Here is a 16544-nt window from a genome sequence, read left to right on the forward strand (position 1 = left end):
TCCGATATCACTGTAGCGCGAGCGGACACGGCGAGCAGCAGGGCTGCGACCTAGAGATCGGCAGCCGTCAACGGGCCTCCGGATTCGGGCGTCGCCACCTCCGGATATCCCAGAACCTCCGTCAGTTCCTGCCAGGCCCGGGCGACGGCCAGATGCCGCTGGCCGCCCCGCAACGGGTCCGTGCCGGCGTCGACGCGCTCACGCAGCAGGTCCAGCGCGGTCAGTACGCCCTCGCCCCACACGTCGTGCATCGCCGCCCTCCACGTGGGCGTCTCCGCGGGTCCCACGTACTCCCCGGTGACGGCGAGACCGTCCGGCCACAGCTCCTCCGGGTCGTCCCGGCCGGGGAGCCGCTCCCCCGTCGAGCCGGAGAGCGTCCGCAGCACCGGACTCCAGATCACCGGGCCGTGGGTGTTGGCCAGCATCAGATTGCCCGCGTCGGTGCCGACGGTGATCCGGTGCAGCAGCAGACTGGTGCTGTCGTCCCCGGCCTGCATCCGGTTCTCCACGCGGAGCGTCAGCGGAACCCCGGCGATCTGTCCGTCCAGCGCGACCATCGGGCGCCCGGCGGCCGTTCCCACCGAGGAGATCGACCACGGGCGCGGTCCGTCGAAGATCTCGGCCAGGATGTCGAGCAGGTCGAAGGAGACCTGTACGGCGCACATGGCGTCGACGAACACCGGCCGGCGCAGCCGGACCAGCCGGCGCGCGGAGGCGATGAAGCGGCGGACCGGCTCCACATGGGGATAGAAGGTGTTCACCATGTACTGGACACCGGCCCGGCGCGCCGTTCGCAGACAGTCCGCCAACTCGTCGGGATGCAGCGGGTGTTCCTGGAGCACGTGCACTCCACGGCCGAGCAGGGCCCGGGACAGCTCGACGCCGCGCCCGCCGCCGACCGCGGTCGACACCACGACGCAGGCCGCGTCGATGTCGTCGGGGAGCTCCTCGACCGCCCCGTACAGCGGGACGCCGTACTCCTTGGCGAGGGCCACCGACCGCTCGCTGCCGCGGGCGACGATGCCGGCGAGCTGGAAACGTCCGGGCGCGGCGTGGGCGAGGGCCGAGAGGTACACCTGGCCGAAGCGCGTGCCGCACACCACGACGCGCATCGGCCCCGAGGTCGCGCGCGTCATCGGCGGTCCGCCCCTCGCGCCGCGATCACGTCCGCAGTGCTCGCGACGTGCGGTGGCTGAAGGCAGCCGTGGTGGTCGCCGGGGATGTCGACCACCGTCACATCGCCCAGGCACACCCCGCGCCAGAAGTCGGCCGTGTCGTCCTGAGTGCCGGGGAGGGAGTGCGCGGGCGCGGCCGGGCGGAGAAGGGTGAGGTCTCCGGCGTACAGCTCCGGTGCGTACCGCGCCGCGGCCTCGCGCAGCCGGTCCACCATGAGGTCGTCCTGGGGCAGGGACGGGACGCGGTGGCCGGACACGAGCGTCAGGCGCCGCACCGTCACGTCGGCCTCGCTCAGGGCGCGGGCCAGCTCCAGCGCGATCGGGCCGCCGAGACAGTGACCGATGATCTCGACGTCGTCGTGTCCGGCGTCCCGCACCTCGCGGGCGTAGCCGACGGCCAGCTCCTCGACGAGGTCCGAGGCGTCGACGTCCAGGGCGGGCTCACCGTCGGGCGACACAAGGCCCATCACCGGTCCGTCCGCGGCGAGTTCGGCGACCAGCGCCTCGTACGCGGTCAGTGTTCCCGTTCCGTCGTGCACGAGCAGCCTGACCGGCCCGTCCCCCGAGCCGCCCAGCGGAACCAGGGAGGACGGCGGAATCTCCGACGCCTCCGCCGCCGGCGCCGGCGCTCCGGCGGTCTCCAGCCACTGGGCGAGGCCCGCGACCGTCGGCGTGTCCAGAAGGACGCGCAGCAGTACGTCGAAGGGGGCAGGCGCCGCCTCACGGACGCGCTCGCGGACCCGGCCGACGAACTGCGCCGCCAGCAGCGAGTTGCCGCCCGCGTCGAAGAACCCCAGATCGCGGCCGGGCAGTTCGCCGCCGAGCACCTCCACCCACAGCTGGGCGATCCGGCTTTCGAGGCCCGGCCGCGGCGGCTCGGAGCGCTCGGCGCGCGGCGCGCCGGGCGTGGGCGCGGGCGCGGGCGCCGACTCGAGGAGTCGCCTGCGGTCGACCTTTCCGTTCGGGGTCAGCGGCAGCCCGTCGACCACGCGCACCCGCGCCGGGACCATGTGGCCCGGCAGCCGTTCGGCCACCCAGCCGACGAGCTCCGCGGGGTCCACGGGCCCGGGCCCCTGCCGGGGGATGACGAAGGCCACCAGCGCCCGCTCGAAGGCGTCGCTGCCCGCCGCGATCACCACGCAGGTGCCCACCCTCGGGTGCTCCCCGAGCACCGCCTCGATCTCACCCAGCTCGATCCGGTGACCGCGGATCTTGACCTGGTGGTCCGCGCGGCCGAGGAACTCGATCTCGCCGTTCGGCAGATAACGTCCCAGGTCACCGGTGCGATAGAGCTGCTCCCCCGTCTCCGGGTGCGGGAAGAAGCGCTCCGCGGACCGCTCCGGGTCGCCGAGATAGCCCTGCGCCAGACCGATGCCCGCGATGTACAGCTCGCCGGTGACCAGGTCGGGCCGGTCGCGCAGTGCGGCGTCGAGGACGTGGAAGCGCTGGTTCGCCAGCGGGGTTCCGTACGGAATGCTCCGCCAGTGCGGCTCGACGGTCGTGAGCCGGTGGTGGATCGACCAGATCGCCGCCTCCGTCGCGCCGCCCAGGCTGACCAGTTCGGTGGCGGGCAGATGCCGTCCTGCGTGGCCGGGCAGCGACAGCGGAATCCAGTCGCCGGACAGCAACGCCAGGCGCAGGGAGCCGAGTTCGGTGGGCTCGACATCCAGGTAGTGCATCAGCATCTGGAGCTGCGCGGGGACCGAGTTCCACAGCGTGACGCCGTGCTCGGCGACCGTCCGCGCCCAGTGCGAGGGGTCGCCGCGGCGGGCGGGGTCCGGCAGGACGAGGGTGGCGCCGAGGGCCGTCGGGCCGAACAGGTCGTACACCGAGAGGTCGAAGCTCAGGGCCGCGAGCCCCAGGACCCGGTCGGAGTCGTCGACGCCGAAGCGCCGGTTGATGTCGTGCACGGTGTTGGCGGCGGCGAGGTGACTGATCATCACCCCCTTGGGAAGGCCGGTCGAGCCCGAGGTGTGCATGACGTACGCGAGGTCCCCGGGCGCCACCGTGCGTTCGTCGGGGACGTCGGCCAGGGGGACCTCCCGTACGCCGGTCACGTCCACGCTCTCGACACCGGGCGGCAGCGCTCCGGCCGGGGCGCCCGCGACGACCGCGAACCGGGTACCGCTCGCGGTGATGATCCGGTCACGGCGGCTCGCGGGCTGCCCGAGGTCGACGGGGACGTACACACCGCCCGCGAGCAGCGCGCCGAGCACACCGACGGCCTGGTCCCGGCACTTGTCGATCAGTACGCCGACGAAGTCGCCGGGGCGGCACCCGGCGGCCCGCAGGCGCTCGGCCACTCCGGCGGCGCGCCCCAGCCACTGGCCGTAGGTGAGCGACCCGCCGCCGTCGACGACCGCGACCCGGTCGGGGTGGGCGCGGGCGTAGGCGACGAGCGGTTCGTGGAGCAGGCAGTCGGGTGCCGGTGCCTCCGTGGCGTTCACCGTGCGCCGCAGGGCGCGCTGCCGGTCGGGCAGCGGCTGCGGATCCACCGCCGACCACGGTTCGTCGTGCTCGGCCAGCCGGCGCAGGAGCCCCTCGAAGGCGGCGAACATGTCCTCCACGAGGCCGTCCGGGAAGACGCCTTCCCGCACGTCCCAGTTCATGTCCAGGCGGCCGCCGAAGGGGTCGCCGACCTGGCAGTCGATCCACACCTGCGGGGTCTGGCTGATGCCGTACACCGGGCGCGGGTCGCGGCCGGCCGGCGAGGCGGGCGGGCTCCCGACCCCGATGCTGCCGGTGAACACCACGGGGAGCACCGCCGCCTCACGGCCTCGGCGCCGGGCGAGTTCGCGCAGCACCTCCACACCGCTGTACAGCCGGTGGTCGAGGTCGTCGAAGACGCGCTCGCCCAGTGCGCGGGCCCGCTCGGTCAGGCTCGTCCGGCCCTCGTTCTCGACCGCGAGCAGGCTGAGGGAGGTGAAGTCGCCGAGCAGCCGGTCCACGTGCGGATGCAGCGGCATCCGGTTGAGGACCGGCAGTCCCAGGCAGAAGCGCTCGGTGCTGCTCCAGCGGCCGATGGTCTCGGCGTACGCCGCGAGCACCGCGTTCGCCGGGGTGATGCCGCGCTCGGTGGCGCGCGTCTTCAGGGCCTGCCACACCCGGCTTTCCAGCGTGGCCGTGAGACGGCGGAAGCGGGGCGGTGTCGTCGCCGGGTCGTGGTCGTCGCGCAGCGGCAGCACGGGGGCACCGGGCAGCTCGTCGATCCGCTTCGACCAGTAGGCGCGGTCGCGTGCGTACCGTTCGGTGTCGCGCAGGCGGCGCTCGGACAGTACGTAGTCCCGGAAGGTGGCGTCCACCGGCGGCAGTTCGCAGTCCGGCCGGTCGTACCTGCGGTCCAGCTCGGACAGCACCTGCTGCAGGCTGATCCAGTCCAGGGCCATGAAGTCCACCGACACGTGCAGCACACTGCGCTCGGCCGCCAGGGTCAGGCGCAGCTCGTACATGGGGCGGACGCCCGTGGGATGCACCTTGTGGGAGAGGTCGTCGCGTACTCCGGCGATCGCCTTGTCGACGGTGTCGTCGGGAGCTCCGCGCAGATCGGCGACCTCGACGGCGGTGTCGGGCAGCACGGGCAGGACACGCTGGGTGCCGTCCTCCTGGATGACCGTGCGCAGGGTGTCGTGGCGGCGGACCAGCCCGTCCCACGCCTGCTGGAACCGGTCGGGGTCCAGGCCGGCCGGGTAGGCGAACTCCAGGTAGATGTGGCAGGAGACGCCGCCGTAGTCGAAGGCGGCGCTGCGGCCGAAGAGGTACGCCGACTGGATGTCGGTCAGCGGGAAGGGCTCCCCCCGCTGTTCGGGCCGGGCCTCCCACACCGCGACGTCGGCGTGCCCCGCCCGCGGCGGCTCCGCGCTGTCGGCCACGAGCGCGAGCAGCTCCGCCTTGTGGCGGCGCAGCTCCGCGAGGCGCTGGTCGGTCATGGCGCCGCGGGGGGCGCGGAAGCGCAGCTGGTCCCCGTCCCGCCACAGCCGGATTCCGGCGCCGCGAAACGCGTCGAGCAGGTCGTTGGCGTTCACACCGCACCCTCTTCGCAGTCGTCACCGTCGTCCCAGCCGTCGGCCGGCCGCTCGCCGCCGGCGGGAGCCAGCCGGTCGATGAGCGCGCTCAGTCCCGCGACGGTCGGGGTGCGCATCACTTCGCGCATGGGCAGTTCGACGCCCCGTGCCTCCCGCACCTCGGCGACGAAGCGTGTCGCGAGCAGGCTGTCGCCTCCGAGCAGGAAGAAGTTCTCGTCCCGGCCCACCGAGTCCGCGCCGAGGAGCTTCGTCCACCGTTCGGCGACGAACACCTCGGTGTCGCCCCGCGGTGGGTCGCCCACGTCACGGGCCCGCTCGACGGAGTGCTCCAGGACGGTGTGGATACGGCGCCGGTCGACCTTTCCGTTGGCGCTGAGCGGCAGGTCGGGCAGGACGACGAGCTGGGCGGGCACCATGTGGTCGGGCAGCCGGTCCGCCGCCCAGGCGCGCACCTGCTGCACGTCGATCCCCCGGGCCGACGCGGGCCGGTCCGCGCACAGCAGGATCTCGCCGGTGGCCTCGGTGTGCAGGACACGGACGTCGCCGAGTCCGGCCGCGGCGCAGGCACGCGTCCACCGCTCGGGGCCGTACAGCCAGGCGCGCTCCGGTCGCCCCTCGTCGAACCGTCCGGCGCGGGCCTCCAGCGGCAGCGCGGCGACCAGGGCGAGCGGTGTCGGGTACGCGCGCTCGACGAGGTAGAGGCGTCCGCCGGGCGCGAGGAGCAGGGCCATGGTGGCCACGGCCGTCTCCGGGTCCTCCATCCGGTGCAGCACGTTGTTGGCGACGACGGCGCCGTACGCGTGGACGTGCTGTCCGGCGATCGCGGCGGCGCCCTGCACCGCGGTGTGCACCCGCTGCCCCCGCTCGCCCAGCAGCGCCTCGGCCTTGGCCAGCGCCGGCTTGGAGGAGCCGAGGAGGGTGTACTCGGCCACGTCCGCTCCGAGTCGGTCGAGGAGCCGTACGGCACCCAGGCCGCCGGCCACGTCCCACTCGGCGACGGCGGCCGGTGCCGAATCCCCGGTACGGGCCTGGAGGTCGCGGGCGACGGTGGCGAGGCACTCCGCCGCTCCCGGCATCAGATCGTTGAGGGCCTCCGGAGCCAGTACCGGGTCGTCCAGCAGCGCGACGGCGTCGGCGTCGCCGGAGACGATGGCAGTGAGGAGCGGCCCGGCCCATTCCAGTGCGGTCGCGACGGGTTCGAGACACGTGCCGTGGGTGGCCTCGCGTACCTGCTTGACCCAGAGCGCGTCCGTGACCTCGCTCCACCGGGGGCCCTGCTCGTACGTCGTGCCGGCACGGCGCACGAGGACGGAACGCCGCGTCAGGTAATCCAGCCAGATGTCCACGACCGGACGCTGTTCGGCGCATACGGGCGCGTTCCCGGCCGTGGCGTCGCCGGGGCCGAGCAGCGGTGCGACGACGCCCGCGAGCAGTGCCTCGACGAGCCGGTGCTCGTGGAGCCGCTGGTCGGTCTCCGCCGCGGCGTCGGTCGTGGGCGGCAGGAAGGCGTGGTCCGGTCCCTCGCCGCCTGCTTCCCCGGGGCTCCGCTCCGGCGCCGTCGTCCGCTCGACCACGGCGGCGACGAGTTCGCGCCGCCCTTCGACGAACGGTACGGCCACGGCCTGCGCCACCGCGGGGTGGGCCTGGAGGCAGGCCTCGATCTCCCCCGGCTCGACGCGGAAACCGTTGATCTTCACCTGGTGGTCGAGACGCCCCAGGAACTCCAGGTCGCCGTCCGGCCAGTAGCGGCCGAGGTCACCGGTCCGGTACCAGCGCTCCCCGTCCACGTCGGGGAAGCGGGCCGCGGTCAGTTCCGGATCGCCCCGATAGCCGAGGGCGACACCGCTGCCGCCGATCCACAGTTCTCCGGCCACCCAGTCGGGGCAGTCCCGGCCGCGGCCGTCCACCACGCGGAACTTCTGGTTGCGCAGCGGCTTTCCGTACGGGATCGACCGCCAGCCCTCCGGCACGGTGGTGACCTCGTACGCGTTCGACCAGATCGCGGCCTCCGTGGCGCCGCCGAGGGCGATCAGCCGACACCGGCCGCTCGACGCGCGGGCCAGCCGGTCGGGCAGGTCGAGACCGATCCAGTCACCGGACAGCAGGGCCAGGCGCATGGTCTCCGGCAGCGCGGACCCCTCGGCGGCGGTCAGCAGCATGTCGAGCAGCGCCGGGACGGTGTTCCAGACGGTCACCCCGTGCCGGCGGCAGAGCGCCAGCCACTCGTTGGCGTCGCGCCGGCCGGACTCCGGGACCAGAACGGCGGCGCCGCCCACCCCGAGGAATCCGAAGACGTCCCACACCGAGAGGTCGAAGTCCAGCGCGGACACGGCGAGGACCCGGTCGTCGGACCCGACGTGGAACCGCTCGTCGATGTCCTCGACCGTGTTGACCGCGGCGCGATGGCTGACCTCCACTCCCTTGGGAAGACCCGTCGAGCCGGAGGTGAAGATCACGTACGCGGTGGCGTCGGCGTCGACGCCCACCGGTGCGTCGAGCGGCGTCGCGCGTATCGCCTCGTCGATCGACAGCACCTCGGCACCGTTGCCGGCAGACTCCACGGCGCCGCCGCCGTCGAGGATCACCCGGGCGCCGCTGAGTTCGAGGATGCGGGCGCGCCGCTCGGCCGGCTGATCGACGCCGATGGGCACGTACGCGGCACCGGCGGCGAGGACTCCGAGCACCGCCGCGATCTGCTGCGGGCCCTTCGGGGCGACCACGGCGACGTACGAGCCGGGGCCGACACCACGCCGCTCCAGCGCGCCCGCGACGCCCAGGGCGCGCCGGGCCAGCTCGTCGTGGGCCATCGCGTCCGTCTCGCCCCACAGCAGGGCGGGGCGCCCGGCTCGTTCGGCGGCCCGCTCGAAGAAGGCCGTGTGCAGGAGGTTCTCGCTCAGCGGGCGGGTCGCCGAGTTGACTAGCTCCCGCTGTCGTCGCTGGTCCGCGGGCAGGGGGATCGCCGGGAGTGTGGTGTCCCACCCGCCGTCCAGAAGGCCGCGGACGAGGTCGTCGTAGGCGGACAGCATCGCGTCCAGCACACCGTCCGGGAAGAGTTCCTCGACGGCGTCCCACACCAGCAGCACACCGCCGTCACGGGTGCGGTAGGTCTGGTGGTCGAGCCAGATCTGCGGGGTCTGGGAGATCATCCACGTCGCCTCGCCGAAGCGGGCCTCGAAGGCGTCCGGCACCAGCGGCGCGGACAGGTCGCAGGCGAAGACGACCGGCGCCGTGCGCGGTGCGTCCGGGTCCGTCCGGACGAGGTCGCGCAGCACGTCGACGCCGGAGTAGGCGGCGTGGCCGATGTCCTCGTGCATCCGCTTCTGCAGGGTGCGGGCGCAGTCGGCGAAGCTCTCACCGGTCAGGTCGGCCTCGACGAGCACCAGACCCGTGAAGTCGGCGACGATGCGGTCGATCTGCGGGTGCGCGTCGAGGTCGCGGTGGAACAGCGGCAGATTCATGAGGAAGCGGTCCTCCCCGCTCCACCGCCCCAGGACCATGGCGAAGGCCGTGGCCAGCACCACCGAGGGGGTCAGGCCGGCTTCGCCCGCCCACCGCTCCATGCGGCGCCACTCCTCGGCCGTGAGCGCGCGGGAGCGCCGGACGAACTTCGGTACGGCGACGGCCTCGGCGTCGATCGCCTGGGGCAGCTTCGGGCCGCCCGGCAGCGAGGGCAGCCGCTGCTGCCAGTACGCGCGGGCCCGTTCGCGCTCCGTGGCGCGCAGCCGCTCCTGGTCCGCGAGGTAGTGGCCGAACGTGTACGTGAGGTCGTCGAGGCCCTCGGGGTCGTCGTAGAGGACGGCGAGGTCGTCGAGGAGCACCCGGATGCTGGCCAGGTCGGCGGCCAGGAGGTCCACGTTGAAGTGGAGCCGGTCCACCGCCCCCGGCAGCCGCGTCAGATGGACGTCGATGACCTCGCCCCGATCGACCCGCAGACGCCGGTGCGAAAGACGGTCACGCAGGGCCAGTGCCGCGGCGTCCGCCTCGTCGTCCGTGAGTTCGCGGACGTCCTGGACGGTGAGGCCCGGCCACGGGGACTCCGGCTCGATGCGCTGCGTCGCGTCGTCGGCGAACGAGGCGCGGAGCATGGGGTGCCGCTCGATCAGGGCTCGTACGGCGTTCTCCAGGCGCTCGGCGTCCACCTGCGTCGCGTCGAACTCCAGGTACGCGTGACAGCTGACCCCGCCGAGCGGCTGGTCGTCGGCGCGGCCGATCAGATACGCCTGCTGCACCGCCGTGAGCGCGAAGGGCCGGTCGCCGGGGTCGTCGTGGACCGGGGCGGGCGCCGACGGCGGAGAGGCGGGCGCGGCCTCGGTCCCGGGAGCGAGCAGGTCGAACCAGGCGAGCAACCGGGGGTCGTCGGACAACTGGGTGAACGTGACCTCGGTACCGGCCCGGCTGAGCCGCCCCGCCAGGCGCATCATCTCGAGCGACTGCAGGCCGAGTTCGAAGAGGCTGCTGTCGTCGTCCGCGGGGGTCAGTTCGATGCCGAGCAGTTCGGACACCATCCCGCGCAGGGTGTCGCGATCCATCCCGTTCATCGTGGCGACAGGAGCCCCCGCGCCGAGGTCAGCACTGTCCGATGACATTCCAAGCTCCCTTGCACACTGTCGACTCCGCGGCGTCTTGCTGCACTACTGCTTCCGAGGACGGGGGAACGGACGGCCCGGTGGTGGCCTCAGGACGGCCTGGCCTCGTCGGCTCCCTTGGCCTCGCCCACGATCCGGGCCAGCTCGCCCAGGGTCTTGGCCTCGAAGATGGCCCGCATCGGCACGATCACACCGAGCTCCTTGCGGATCCGGCTGGCCAGCTTCGCGGCGAGCACCGAGTGACCGCCCAGGTCGAAGAAGTTGTCCTGCGGGTTCGCTTCGGCGACCTTGAGCGTCTCCCGCACCATGGCGAAGAGGGCCTCCTCGCCGGAGAGCGCCGTGTCCGTGCCGGAGGTGCCGGAGGCCGGTGCCGCGGCCGTGCCGGCGGTGGAGCGCCGCGCCCGCTCGGCGAGTGCCTTGCGGTCGAGCTTGCCGTTGAGGAGCGTGGGGAAGCGGTCGAGCGTCTCGACCGTCGACGGCACCATGTGCTCGGGAAGCGCGCGGCGTGTGTGCTCGCGCAGTTCCGCGTCGGAGACGTCGTGCCGCGCCGAGGTCTTGACGTAGGCCACGATGTGCTCGGTCGAGACGTCGTCTCCGCCGACGACCGCCACGGCGATCTCCACGGCCGGGTGTGCTTCCAGACGGGCCTCGATCTCGCCGAGTTCGATACGGAAGCCGCGGACCTTGACCTGGTGGTCGACGCGGCCGGTGAAGTAGAACTGGCCGTCCGGCCCGCGCCGTCCGCTGTCTCCCGAGCGGTACATCCTGCTTCCGGGAGGGCCGAACGGATCGGCGACGAACCGGCTCGCGGTCAGGCCCGGACGGTTGAGATAGCCGCGGGCGACTCCGGATCCGGCCAGGAACAGTTCGCCCTCCCGGCCGTCGTGGAGGTCCTGGAGACCGTCGTCGAGGACGTAGACCGCGCCGCCGTCCCACGGTGTTCCGACGGTCACCTCGTCCTGGAGGCCCTCGATCGGCCCGCCGATCGACGCGCCCACGGTCACCTCGGTGGGACCGTACGCGTTGTAGAGGCCCCGGCCCTTGGACCACTCCTCGGCCAGGGCCCTGGTACAGACGTCGCCGGTGGAGGTGATCGTGCCGTCGACCAGCAGCCCTTCGCTGTCGGTGATGCCCAGTGCCACCGGCGGCAGCACCGCGTGGTTCACGTCGTGCCTGAGCATCGTCTCGCGCAGCGACTCGCCCGGCATCAGTTCGTGCTGCTCGGCCATGACGAGTGCGGCGCCTTGCAGCAGCGCCAGCGTGAAGTCCCAGAACCAGGCGTCGAAACTGAACGACGCCCACTGCAGTATCCGGTCGCCGGTGCCGACCCCGTACAGCCTGGCCTGCGTGGTGACCAGGTCGGCCACGCCGGCGTGACTGACCGCGACGCCCTTGGGCACGCCGGTCGACCCGGAGGTGTAGATGACGTACATCAGGTGGGCCGGGGTCAGCGGCGCCGGACGCTCGCCCTCGGCGATGTCGTCGGTCCGCTCCCGCGCGCACTCCGCCTCGAAGGAGGCCTCGTCCAGGACGACTTCGCGCACGCCGAGCTCCAGTGAGCTGACGCTCTCGGTCCGCAGCAGCAGGACCGGCCGGGCGTCCACGACCATGTGCGAAAGGCGCTCGGCCGGATAGGTCGGGTCCAGCGGCAGATATGCTCCGCCGGCCTTCAGCACGGCAAGGACCGCGACGATCAGGCGGGTCGAGCGTGGTACGGCGATCGCGACCAGGGAATCCGGTCCCACGCCCGCCGATATCAGGCGCCTGGCGAGCCGGTTCGCCCTCGCGTTCAACTCCGCGTAGTCGACGACGGAATCTCCGAAAATCACAGCTGGAGCGTCACTCGACCTTGCAACCACGGATTCGAAATGTTCCGAAACAGTATTCAACTCCGCTCCGCCTCCGACAGAGAGTCGAGCACGATCAACAGTCACCACGATGGCACGGCGCCGCACCGGCCGGACAAGCCGTGAAAGAACTCTTTCCTCGGACCTCGCGGGGCCTCGGGCCGCCACATAATGACGTGGTGCCCGGCAACGCCGCCCAGTTGCCCGACCGTGCTGACCGAAGGCGCACACGGTACGAGTTCGTCACGGAGAGAGGGAATCAAGTGACCGATGACGTGACCTATCAGGACTACTTGGAACTGGATACCTTGCTGTCCCTCCAGAAGCCTCGCACCGCCGGCTCCTCGGCCCTGAAGTCCACTGTTCTGTCGGAACAGTTCTTCATCGTCGCCCACCAGGCGAGCGAGCTGTGGCTCCGGCAGACGATCGCGGACCTGGAAGCCGTCATCGATGTGTTCACGACGACCGACGACACCTCCGACGCGGAATGGATCGTCGATCTGCTGCACCGTTCCGCGGACCTCGTCCAGGTGCTGCACACCCAGCTGGTCGCTCTCGACCGTCTGCCGCTGAGCGACTTCGCCCGGTTCAGGGAGGTCCTCGGAACGGCGAGCGGCGCGCAGTCGGAGCAGTTCCACCGTCTGGCGAAGCTCATCGGTCACTCCAAGCAGGACGGTCCGCTCTACGAGTCGTTCACCGCGTGGGTCGCCAGGTCGGGTCACACGGTCGCCGACCTCGCACGGTCCGGCATCGAGGCGGGCGTCCACTACCGGATCATCGAGGCGCTGCTCGAACTGGGCAACGGCTACTTCCGCTGGCAGGTCGGCCATGTCGGCCTGGTCACGAAGATCATGGGCAGCCACGCCGGAACCGGCGGCACCTCGGGCGCCGAGTACCTGCTGAGCCGATGTCATCTCCCTTTCGCGGAACTCCGCGAGCTACGCAGCCAGGCGCACGTCGGCCTCACCGTCGCGACCTCCTGACCCACCCGGGCGGGGCCGGCGTACGGCCCTAGACCGGCTCCAGGACGAACCCGCGCCCCCATACGTTGCGCACCGCGAGCCCCACCAGTTGCAGGCGGCGGCGCAACCGCATCACGTGCAGATCCAGCGCGTTGCTGGACGAGCTGGAACCGGAGTGTTCCAGGATCTCCCGCAGTTCGGTCCGGTAGATGATCTGGCAGTACCGGGCCACCAGCGGCGCCAGCATCTCGCACTGCGTCAGCGAGAGGGTGACGGACAGGTCCTTGAAGTAGAGGATGCCCGCCGGGTCGAGGACCGGCTGTGACTTGAGAACGGCCCGAGCCGCCAGCTGACGCACCCGGGCCTGGAGGTCCTCCTGGACGATCGGGGGGCGCACCCAGTCCTCGTAGAAGCTCAGCTGGTCCGGCGGAGGCGCTCCGTGCTCGACCACGAGCAGACACAGGTGCCCTCTGGACTTGCACTGCTCGCGCATGTCGCGCTCGGCGGGCCATCGGACGAATTTGACCCGGCTTTTCACATCTGTCGTCACAGGTATCCCCCAGAACCCTTTTCCTTCGGTATCCGGACCAGGCGCGCTCTCGTACGACCGATCAGGCCGGCACGTCCTCGTGCCCGGCCTGCGCGTGTCGCAGGCTTTTCGGCCGCATGTCCGTCCACACCCGGTCGATATGGTCGACGACCTTTTCCCGGGACTCAGGGCCGTAGACCACGCGCCAGCCTTCGGGTACGGCGTTTCCGTGCGGCCAGATCGAATACTGCTCCTCGTCGTTGCACAGTGCGAGGTATTCCCGGCTGTCGTCCTCGAAGGCGTTGGGCATTTCCGTACGACTCCTCAGGAGAAGGAAAGTAATTCAGTCGTCCGTCCGCAATTCGGCGGGCGATGGAGACGCTAACAGCGCGAGATCGCGGCGGACCAGGTTCGCACCGCATCGGCCACTGTGCGTTCCTCATGCGGGGGCCGGAGGAATGAATCACCTGACAGACGCCGGGAGCCGGTGGGGTGGGATGCGTCGTGCATCCCACCCCACCGGCTCCGTCCTACGGGGAGGTCGTCCGTCAGGCGCTCGTCGACTTCCGTCGGTGGACGTGGGCGATGTAGTCCGCGTGGCTCGGCAGCGTCTCGACCAGGGACCTGGCCTGGTCGCGGACCAGCTGGAGCTCCTTGACCGCGGCGATGTCGTCCATCAGGGCCAGGCCGGGCAGCGGACGTACGTCGAGCCCGCCGAGTCCCAGGATCATCGCGGTGTAGGAGTAGGGCTCGAAGCCGTGGTAGTACGGGAAGACCGTGTCCTCGTCGGGGAGCTTCGCCTTCCACTGCTCGATGCGGCCGGCCAGCGCGTCCGGCATCGTGCGGGTCTTGGCATCGCGCCAGTACGCGTTGTCGTTCCGCTTGGCGGCGACGTAGTGGAGCACGAGGAACTCCCGTACGCCGTCCATGACGTTGGCCACCTGACGGTTGTACGAGACACGCAGCTGCTCGTCGTTCCGGCCACCGGGGAAGTGCTTGACCAGCTGCTCGATCGCGTTCTGGATGAAGAAGATGCCCGTCGACTCGAGCGGCTCGACGAAGCCGCTGGAGAGACCGATCGCCACGCAGTTGTTCACCCAGGAGTTCTCGCTGCGGCCGATCCGCATCTTGATGTGGTTGGCCTCCAGGGCCTCAGCGGCCGGCCCGACGTAGGCGCGCAGTGTGCGCTCGGCCTCCTCCGGGGTGCAGTAGTCGCTCGCGTAGACGTATCCCGTGCCGGTCCGGCCGTACAGCGGAATGGTCCAGATCCAGCCGGCGGCCTGGGCGCTGGCCCGGGTGTACGGGCCCATGCCCTGGTCGGCCATCTCCATGGGCACGCGCAGCGCGACGGCGCTGTCGTTCGGCAGGGTGTCCTGGTAGGAGAGGAACGGCACGGCGAGCTTCTTGTTGAGCAGCATGCTGCGGAAGCCGGTGCAGTCGATGAAGAGGTCGCCCGAGAGGTCGCCGCTCTCCTTGGTACGGACGTGGCGGATGTCACCGCGCTCGTCCACCGCGACGTCGACGACGTCGTCCAGCACGTGCCGGACGCCGCGATCGGTGCCGTATCCGGTGAGGAGCTTCGCCAGCAGCGTGGCGTCGAACTGGTAGGCGTACGGGAACTGGGTCGTCTGCTGGGCCATGGTGGACCGGCCGACGGCCGCCGGGTCCTGCTCGCCGGCGCCGAGCGCGAGGAGGCTTCCCTCGAACTGCCGGGGCGAGCTCTTCGCCTCGCAGAGCGCGGCGATCACGGAGCAGTCCCTGTCGTAGTCCGCGCTGGGCCGCTTGTGCAGCCACCAGTCGGCGAGCGACACGCCCTCGACCGTCCGCGGCCGCTCGAAGGGGTGGTAGAAGTGATGCCCCTCGGCCCGCCAGTTGTCGTAGCGGATCCCCAGCTTGTAGGTCGCGTGACATTCGGGCATCCAGTCCGACTCTTCGAGGCCGAGGTAGGCGAAGAAGTGGCGGATCGTGCTGAACGACGCCTCTCCCACACCGATCGTGGGCACGTTCCTCGACTCGACGAGGGTGACCGCGAGCCGGTCCCCGAACGCCGCCTTCAGATACGAGGCGGTCATCCAGCCCGCCGTCCCGCCACCCACGATGACAACGCTCTTGCTCATGATGTCCTCACTTCCTTCGCACCGGCCGGCCTGATCGGAATTCACCCTGCTGCGACGTTGTCGCCGCACTCGTCGACGAACTCCAGGAGGCGGGTCACCCCGGTCTCCAGGGATGTCGGGTCCACGCAGAACGCGACCCGGACGAGGTGCCGCGCCCAGGGGGCGTAGTCATGGGAGTGGACCCGGCCCCGGTCGTCCGCGTCGGGCCGCATGGCGAAGCCCTCGCCCGGTACGACCGCGACGCCCTTGCTCTCCAGGAGCCGGGTCGCGAACGTCTCGGCGTCCAGGCCGGTCCGGGCGACGTCGAGCATCGCGTACCAGCCACCGGCCGGCAGTTCCCGCAGGAGCCCGGCCTCGACGAGCGGCGACAGGATGACGTCCCGGTTGTGCTGCACCTTCTTGCGGTTGACCGCAGTCGATTCGGCACGGCTGTTCAGCGCGGCGATCCCGGCGTGCTGCACGGGGGTCGAGGTGCCGATGATGTTCGCCTCCTGGACGACCTTCATCACGTCGGCGGCCCGGTCGTCGGCGAGTGCGACATAGCCCAGCCGGTAGCCGGTCATCGCGAAGCTCTTCGAGAAGCTGAAGACGCTGTGCACGATGCGCTCGGCCGGCGGGAGGTCGCGCTCGAGCGAGGCCACCGAGGTGTGCTCGCTGTCGTAGAGGAAGTGCTCGTACGCCTCGTCGCTGATGACGTGCCAGCCGCGCCCGCGCGCCAGGTCCAGCAGGGTCTGTAGCTCTCCGCGGTCCAGGACGACACCGGTCGGATTGGCCGGGGAGTTGATCAGCAGGACCCGGGTGCGGGGGGTCGCGGCGGCGGCGATCACCTCGGGGTCGGGCCGCAGACCGGGCCCGAGCGGGTACAGCACCGGCCGGAAGCCCGCGAGCAGAGCCTGCTGGAGGTGGACGGGCCAGTGCAGTTCCGGGACGAGGATCTCGGCGCCGGGCTCGGCCAGCGTCTGGAGCAGGGCGGCCAGGCCCTGGCACGACCCCGGGGTGATCAGCAGGCGGGAGACCGCGCTGTCCACCTCGTTGTCGGTGCGGAGCTTGTCGACGACCGCCTCGCGGAGCTCGCCCAGGCCCTCCACGCCGGTGTACTTGGTGTCGCCCCGCCGCACGGCGTCGACGAACGCGTCGGCGACGTCGTCGGAGGGGTTGAAGTAGGGGTCGCCGACGTGCAGCTTCACCACTTCGGCGCCGGATTCCACCTCACGCCGCTCCGCGGCCCGGAAGATTCGGTGCAGACACGACGAAGGAATCGATTCCGCGGCGGACAGGATGTCCCGGCTCACGCTCGTACCACCTT

Annotated in this window: 9 protein-coding genes; 1 reads left to right on the top strand and 8 read right to left on the bottom strand. The window is 71.4% G+C overall.

The features are described from left to right. Positions 1-50: 50 nt before the first annotated feature. The 4 genes from ACFY8U_RS27005 to ACFY8U_RS27020 all read right to left on the bottom strand — a co-directional run bounded on the left by ACFY8U_RS27005 (position 51) and on the right by ACFY8U_RS27020 (position 11720). A complete protein-coding gene (locus ACFY8U_RS27005; RefSeq protein ID WP_389574608.1) occupies positions 51-1136 on the bottom strand; it encodes a Gfo/Idh/MocA family oxidoreductase in 1086 nt (361 codons plus the stop codon). Then, on the bottom strand, positions 1133-5197 hold the full coding sequence (locus tag ACFY8U_RS27010; protein ID WP_389574611.1) for an amino acid adenylation domain-containing protein: 4065 nt from the start codon (positions 5195-5197) through the stop codon (positions 1133-1135). Before ACFY8U_RS27010 ends, ACFY8U_RS27005 begins: the two co-directional genes overlap by 4 nt. Then, positions 5194-9726, bottom strand: a complete 4533-nt coding sequence (locus tag ACFY8U_RS27015) for an amino acid adenylation domain-containing protein (RefSeq protein ID WP_389574614.1) — start codon at positions 9724-9726, stop codon at positions 5194-5196. The genes ACFY8U_RS27010 and ACFY8U_RS27015 overlap by 4 nt, the downstream gene beginning before the upstream one ends. Positions 9727-9872: 146 nt before the next feature. After that, positions 9873-11720, bottom strand: coding sequence for a non-ribosomal peptide synthetase (locus ACFY8U_RS27020; protein ID WP_389574617.1), 1848 nt, complete (start codon positions 11718-11720; stop codon positions 9873-9875). Between the two features lie 173 nt (positions 11721-11893). Between ACFY8U_RS27020 and ACFY8U_RS27025 the strand changes: the two genes are divergently transcribed. After that, entirely contained in the window at positions 11894-12613 is a 720-nt protein-coding gene (locus tag ACFY8U_RS27025; protein WP_389574620.1) for a tryptophan 2,3-dioxygenase family protein, read from the top strand. 28 nt (positions 12614-12641) lie between these two features. On the opposite strand, the gene ACFY8U_RS27030 is transcribed toward ACFY8U_RS27025, so the two are convergent. The 4 genes from ACFY8U_RS27030 to ACFY8U_RS27045 all read right to left on the bottom strand — a co-directional run bounded on the left by ACFY8U_RS27030 (position 12642) and on the right by ACFY8U_RS27045 (position 16530). Next, positions 12642-13085 (bottom strand): helix-turn-helix domain-containing protein, encoded by a 444-nt coding sequence (locus ACFY8U_RS27030; RefSeq protein WP_361440789.1) that lies wholly within the window; start codon positions 13083-13085, stop codon positions 12642-12644. 118 nt (positions 13086-13203) lie between these two features. Continuing rightward, entirely contained in the window at positions 13204-13431 is a 228-nt protein-coding gene (locus ACFY8U_RS27035; protein WP_361601918.1) for an MbtH family NRPS accessory protein, read from the bottom strand. Positions 13432-13669: 238 nt separating this feature from the next. After that, a complete protein-coding gene (locus ACFY8U_RS27040) occupies positions 13670-15238 on the bottom strand; it encodes a tryptophan halogenase family protein (RefSeq protein ID WP_389574624.1) in 1569 nt (522 codons plus the stop codon). Between the two features lie 41 nt (positions 15239-15279). Further along, entirely contained in the window at positions 15280-16530 is a 1251-nt protein-coding gene (locus ACFY8U_RS27045) for a pyridoxal phosphate-dependent aminotransferase (protein WP_389574626.1), read from the bottom strand. Positions 16531-16544 lie beyond the last annotated feature (14 nt).

The organism is Streptomyces sp. NPDC012508 (assembly GCF_042902595.1).
Taxonomy (GTDB): Bacteria; Actinomycetota; Actinomycetes; order Streptomycetales; family Streptomycetaceae; genus Streptomyces.